Source organism: Flavobacterium sp. (genome assembly GCF_044348915.1).
Taxonomy (GTDB): domain Bacteria; phylum Bacteroidota; class Bacteroidia; order Flavobacteriales; family Flavobacteriaceae; genus Flavobacterium.
On record NZ_JBIKRX010000115.1, the window covers coordinates 1 to 7,007 of the forward strand.

Below are 7,007 nucleotides of genomic sequence, written 5' to 3' on the forward strand. Positions count from 1 at the left end.
GAAAGTACAAAATATAAAAAGATTCACCTAATAAATCCAATGACTATGTGGCATGAATTCGAATTTTATTTCACGTCATTTTGACATGAAATAAAATCCCTATATTTGAGACTGATTAGTTACAAAAAAACATTATGAAAAATTTATTAAAATTTAAAGTTATTATTGCCCTTGTTGCCCTTACATCTTTCACAATTTCTTGTGATAATGATGATGATGAACCCATGAAAGACAATTCGATTACTGGAGTTGCTCAAACTAATGCAAATCTATCAATACTTGTGCAGGCGCTACAACAAGCAAAACTTGATGGTACTTTAAAAACTTCAGGACCTTTCACTGTATTTGCACCTACAAACAAAGCGTTTGAAGATTTCTTGAAAACAACTCCATATGCTACTCTAAAAGATGTACCAAATGCTGTTTTGACGCAAATTTTATTAAATCACGTAGTAAGTGGAGCTGTTAAATCAACTGCACTAACAACAGGCTATGTAAAAACTTTGGCGAAAGGATCAGCGTCAGCGGACAATAATTTAAGTATGTACATAGATCTTAGATCAGGTGTAAAAATTAATGGAGGTGCAATGGTGACTACAGCTGACGTTATGGCATCTAATGGTGTTATACACATTGTTGACAAAGTGATTGGATTGCCAACGATTGTAACTCATGCCGTAGCTAATCCGAATTTTACAACATTAGTTACACAGTTAAGTCGTGCAGATCAACCTAAATTTGTAGATATACTTTCTGGAACAGGACCATTCACTGTAATGGCGCCAACAAATGATGCCTTCACAGCATTGAACACAGAATTGGCCCCTGGTGGAATCGCAGGAGTATCTGCTGCAAACATAACCAAAGTATTACAATACCACGTAGCAAACGGAAACATTTTGGCTGCCAGCTTGAAAGAAGGTCAAAAAGTGGCAACTTTACAAACACCTCAAACCTATGAAATTCTACTTGCAGGTGGTCCTAAAATTAAAGATAATGCAGGCCGAACTACAAATATTGTTGCAACAGATGTCCAGTGTGCTAATGGAGTGATTCACGTAGTAAGCAGAGTATTGTTGCCAACACTATAGCAGTCTGATACTTATCTTTAACTAAGATGACACGATAATAAGTAAATTGTTGATTCACTAAAACCTCCAAGAAGTTGATTCTTGGAGGTTTTTTTCTGCGCTAAATTAAAAAAGCAACAAAGTACCCTTTTTTGATTAGTAAAAAAACACATATTTGTCATCTTTTATCTATCTATTTTAAAAATAAATGTTTTTTATCGATTTTATTTGCTACTTAATCGTTATTTCTCTAAGTTTACTATGTCATCTCTAACCAACTACCTATGAACACTTTCAACCTAAAAGAAGCAAATTTATCTGGTAAAATTTTGTGCTCTTTATTTGGACACAAAATCATCACAACCCGAAAAGTCACCAATCACTTTATGGAATATAAATGTTCCATTTGTGGCTTAGAAATGACAAACGACGTTCACGGGCATAAAATATACCTCACCCCCGAACTAAGAAACATAAATGAAGTATTGAACAGATTATATATCAAAAAACAGTATTCTATTTAAAATCTACAACCTAAGCCCCGGCCCCATGCTAATACTTATACTCTTAAAAAGTCTTTTGATGCTGAAGCAATCGGCAAACAGCAAACGTGCGGCTAAGCTATTGGAAATAGATATTCATTTGTAGATAAAAAAACCTTCCGATTAGACTAGATTAATTGTTTATAAAGACATTTTTATAATTTCTAGTAACAAAATCGAAAGCGGAGTCTAGTACTTTTCCCATAGTTTTTGCCCTTTTGAAATTAATATCGTGCGTTAATCGATACAATTCCATTTTAAGTTGCTCCACATGAGTATCTGGCGCTAACATGTCATTGCCCATAATATGCAACAATTTATTAACTCGCGTTTCATTGGTAAAAATTCTTTTAGCCAGAGCAGCACGTTCCTCATTTTTGTATTGTTCGATCGAACTATCCTGTAATTTATCTCTAACCAATTTTACCATTGGATAATTCTCTTTGAAAAACTGTGGACGATACACCTTTAAATTACCTTCGTAACATTGTTGGTCAAAATCTATGGGACGAATTTTGAAAACCACTTGGTCGAAATCGTGGATGGGCACAATTACATAATTGTAAGCTCTCATATCTCCTAAAAGTCGAATCATACAGCGCTCATTGAACTTGACAAACTCTTTTGCAATTTGTGATTTTTCAACTTCAGTGCAATTTACCAGGAGAGTCTCCATAAACACATCTCCGGGAATTCCCATGATGTGTTCTTCAATCAAAGTATCTTTATAAACTAAAAAATGGATTTTATCAGGCGAAAGAATATGCTCCAATTCTAATCCGTACACACGGGAAGCATCGGCTTTTTTTACATAAAAATAGGTGTAATTGTCGTTTAGAATATTTCTTACTTTAATTCGAAAGGGCTTTGAGTTTCCAAAAGTGCAATAGTCAATGGCGTCAACACTCAAAAACTTTACTATATCCGTATTACCATCCGAATGTAGATAAGAATATATTTTTTTTAAATTCAAATCAATCTCTACCCTGTCAAACTCACTGTAATACACACGAATCCATAAGGTATCGACATTGTTTTTGTCATAAACTGTTATAGAACCAGAAAATCGCAATAGATCATCGTAATCAATAGGAACTTTTGAAACCCTATCAAATCGTTCTAAATATTCTAAAAAGGAACTGTGGATAGGATAGGAAGGTTTTTTGAAAAACATTAATTGCTCGTCACTCATCTTGAAAATAATTTATACAAATTTACAGTTTTATGACTTCTAAATTCAAATTATCAACCTAAAATACCTTACTTAACGGGGAGAAAATCCTAGAATTCTAAAAAAAGCTTACTGCAAATTCAGTGATTTAAAAAAAATGCAGAATTTAAGTATATTTGTATGACTATGAAATGGGCACAGACTATTTTAATTTTTGGCATTATTCATTGCAGTACGCTAGTGGTATCTGCACAAATTACTGTTGATGATACTAAAACAGCCCAACAACTTGTAGATAAACTGGTAAACAGTTCTTGTGGAAACACTAATAATTTTTCCGTAAGTGGTGACAATTACACTCCGGGATTCAACAGCTATGGAGAGTTTAATAAAAACGGAAGTAGCTTTCCATTTGAAGATGGAATCGTCTTAAGCACTTGGCGTAGCGATAATTCCGTCGGGCCGTTTATCAGGAATAAGGGTGAAGGAAGCACCTCATGGTTAGGTGATCCCGATTTGAATAAGGCATTAAACATAACCACAACTATCAATGCAACATCTTTGGAATTTGATTTCACACCGCTAACAAGTTTCTTAAGTTTTAATTATGTGTTTGCTTCAAACGAATATCAAGATGCTTTCCCTTGTCGTTTTTCAGATGGTTTTGCTTTCCTAATAAAAGTAAAAGGCACTAGCAATTACCAAAACTTGGCAGTAATTCCAAGCACGACCACTCCAGTATCATCAACAAAAATTCATCAGGCAATCAGTTTTACCGATAATTTTGGAAATGTAACAACTTGCCCCGCAATAAATGAAAACTATTTTGGAAGCTCCAATACAGCATCAACCAATACCAGTCCAATAAACTATGCTGGCCAGACCGTAGTAATGAATGCGCAAACCAATGTGATTGCAGGAACAACATATCGTATAAAATTAGTGATTGCCGACGATGTTAATACAGATTATGACTCAGCGGTGTTTCTCCAAGCAGGAAGTTTTGCTCCAAAAATTGACTTAGGATCAGATCGCACAATCGCGTCAAATAATGCGGTTTGTTTTGCAGAGGTTTATACAATCGATACTAAATTGCCGGCAAGTTACAGCTACAAATGGTTTAAAGACAGTATTGAAATACTAGGTGAAACAAAACCGTCGCTGAATGTTACCGATACAGGGACTTATAAAGTAGAAATTGTATTTACGCCCGCAACCTGCACGACAACCGACGAGATACGAATTGAATTTACTCCAAAAATAACCTTATCAGATACTACTCTCGCACAATGCGACGATAACAATGACGGTGTAACTATTTTCAATTTATCAAAAATAGATAACATCATAAAAAGCAATAATGCAACTTTAAGCCCTGTAGTGTATTATGAATCCCTTTCTGATGCACAAGGAAAACTAAATCCAATTGCTAATCCAACAACGTATACCAATAAACCAACAATTCCAGTACTTTATGCAAGAGTTAGCGATTCATTTGGTTGCACTAATTATGCCCAAGTTACCCTTGCAATTGCCAATAACAGCATTTCAACTCAAAACCCAATTGCAACTTGTGACCAAGATGCTGCACAAGACGGATTATATCAATTTGATTTGAATGCACAAGTTAGTCCACAAATATTGAGCAGTTTGCCGCCAGGAATGATTGTCGAATACTATTTGAATACAACAGATGCTATTTCTCAAAAGAGCACACTACCTAATATTTATAAAAACACAACCCCAAACCAACAAATTATTCAAGCCCGAATCGTAAACGGACCTGATTGTTACGGAATAATTCCGATAACGTTAGCTGTAAATACCTTTAGCCCTGCAGATTTTCAAGATGAGACCTCGGGTCTTTGCTCGGGTTTAAAAACTGATTTAATCGTTGCTTCAGGATATTCTAGTTATTTATGGAATACTGGAGAAAAAACAGAACAAATCACTGTTTCTACGCCGGGTAATTACTCGGTTACTGTTACCGATTCAAATGGATGTGCAGCCTTGAAAAAATTTACAGTTACAAGTTCCGAAATAGCTACCATTACTGCTGCAACAGTGAATGATTTTTCAGCGAATGAAAACTCTGTTGAACTACAATTTTCAGGCAACGGTAACTATGAATTTTCTCTTGACGGTCTAAACTTTCAAGACACCCCCATTTTTACAGGTATTGCTGCAGGAAAATATTTGGCTTTAGCAAATGATAAAAATGGCTGCGGATTATCGGCACCATTTGAAGTTTATGTTTTAGATTATCCAAGATTTTTCACTCCCAATGGCGACGGATATAATGATGTGTGGAAAATAAAAAATCTAAATTTGTTTCCAAGTGCAAACATCATCATTTATAGTCGTTATGGCCAACTACTCTTTGAAATCAATGCTATAAATACCAGCTGGAACGGAAAATATAACGGTGCCGAATTGCCTTCGGATGATTATTGGTTTCAACTTGATTTTGGGGATGGCAAAAAAATAAAAGGCCATTTTTCGCTTAAAAGATAATTTACCTTAACAAATAAGCCGATGAAGTGCCTTTTTTTTGTATTTTTCAATCAAAAATTAATGTTTTTGATTTTTTTCCTTAAATTTAAGCCTGCTATTTTTTTACTATTAGTTAATAGCCCCATTATTTTACCCATTCAATGAAAAATGTATTTCTCTTCGCTATTTTATTTACTTCTTTAGGTTGTTTCGCTCAGTTTAGTAAGACGCATTATATACCACCCTTGACAGCGCCAAACAATTTGGCAGAAGATCACTATTTATTTATTTCAACTCCAAACACTAATAATGTCAATTTTAAAATTTTTGAAATTGGTGGCAGTGTAATTTCTGGCGTAGTAAGTAACTCCTCTCCTTATATTTATAATATTGGAACAGGAAACAATACTAGATTATTTACACCAAAAACAATAATAGGAAAGATAACCGACAAAGGATATAGTATAGAAGCTGAGGATTTAGTTTATGTCAGTGTAAGAGCAAATGCATCCAGAAACAACAACGGCTCTTATAATCACGCCGGAGGATTGGTATCCAAAGGAAACAGTGCCCTAGGAAAAACATTTAGATTGGGAGGTATGTTAAATCCAAATGTTGATTCATCTTTATTGAATTTTGCTTCAATTCTATCCACAGAAAATAACACACAAATCACGATTTCAGATTTTCCAATAGGAACAATTTTTTCTGATGGCACCACTTATACTGCGCCTATAGTTGTAACATTGAATAAAAACGAAAGCTATGTTTTGGCTTTAGAAAACTATACCGGCAATAATACCCCTTCAAATAGCTCAAAAATGTTAGGAGCACTTGTCGTTTCCGACAAACCAGTAGTTGTGAATTCAGGTTCATTTGGAGGTAGCAACAGTACAGGGAATGGCAGGGATGTTGGATTTGACCAAATTGTATCTTTTGAAAAAACAGGAAAAGAATACATTTTCGTAAAAGGCATTGGCGCGAATGATATGGAACGTGTTTTATTAATTGCGCAAAATCCAAATACCAGCGTCTATTTGAATGGAAGTACTACTCCGTTTACAACGTTGCTAAATCCAGGTAATTATATTGTAATTGATGGAAGCCAGTTTATTAGTGAAAATTTATATGTAACCACATCAGAAAGTGTATTTGCGTATCAGAGTATTGGAGGATCTGGAACCCCTGCCAATCAAAACTTATTTTTTGTGCCACCTATTAATTGTGCCACCCCAAATTCTGTCGATAATATTCCAATGATCCAATCAATCGGCAGTATCACTTTCAATGGTGGCTTGAATATTGTAACTGAAACAGGAGCAGTAGTAAAAATTAATGGAGTAACTACTACGGCATCACCTGTTGCAATTACTGGTAATCCAGGATTTGTAAGATATTCAGTAAGTGGATTGAGTGGTAACGTATCTGTTAAATCAGACAAACAAGTATATGTTTCCTATTTTGGAACCAATGGTGCAGCAACTTATGGCGGCTATTATTCTGGTTTTGATCTCAAGCCAGAAGTAGTTTCTGATAAAATAACCGTAGCCAGTTCCTCTTGCATACCAAATGTTGTCCTGAAAATTAGCAGTTTATCCTCATATAATACTTTTCAATGGTTTTTTAATGATGTAGCCATCGCCGGAGCTACAACAAGCCAATACACACCAACTGCTCCTGGATATTATCAAGTAAGAGGAGGTATTTCGGGATGTCCTTCTAATGGATTTG

General features: G+C 35.0%; 5 protein-coding genes. 4 read left to right on the top strand and 1 reads right to left on the bottom strand.

Going from position 1 to position 7,007, the window contains the following annotated elements:
- Positions 1 to 134 precede the first annotated feature (134 nt).
- Positions 135 to 1,091 carry a fasciclin domain-containing protein gene (locus ACIQ1E_RS13220; protein WP_396171783.1) on the top strand — a complete coding sequence of 319 codons (957 nt, stop codon included), beginning with the start codon at positions 135 to 137 and terminating at the stop codon, positions 1,089 to 1,091.
- A 263-nt stretch (positions 1,092 to 1,354) separates the two neighbouring features.
- Entirely contained in the window at positions 1,355 to 1,594 is a 240-nt protein-coding gene (locus ACIQ1E_RS13225) for a hypothetical protein (RefSeq protein ID WP_396171784.1), read from the top strand.
- Positions 1,595 to 1,745: 151 nt separating this feature from the next.
- On the opposite strand, the gene ACIQ1E_RS13230 is transcribed toward ACIQ1E_RS13225, so the two are convergent.
- Positions 1,746 to 2,804, bottom strand: a complete 1,059-nt coding sequence (locus ACIQ1E_RS13230) for a hypothetical protein (RefSeq protein WP_396171785.1) — start codon at positions 2,802 to 2,804, stop codon at positions 1,746 to 1,748.
- A gap of 165 nt (positions 2,805 to 2,969) precedes the next feature.
- Here ACIQ1E_RS13230 and ACIQ1E_RS13235 point away from each other — a divergent pair, with 165 nt between their 5' ends.
- On the top strand, positions 2,970 to 5,297 hold the full coding sequence (locus ACIQ1E_RS13235; protein WP_396171786.1) for a choice-of-anchor L domain-containing protein: 2,328 nt from the start codon (positions 2,970 to 2,972) through the stop codon (positions 5,295 to 5,297).
- Between the two features lie 140 nt (positions 5,298 to 5,437).
- Positions 5,438 to 7,007 (top strand): IgGFc-binding protein (locus tag ACIQ1E_RS13240; protein WP_396171787.1); only part of this gene is annotated, 1,570 nt, incomplete at its 3' end.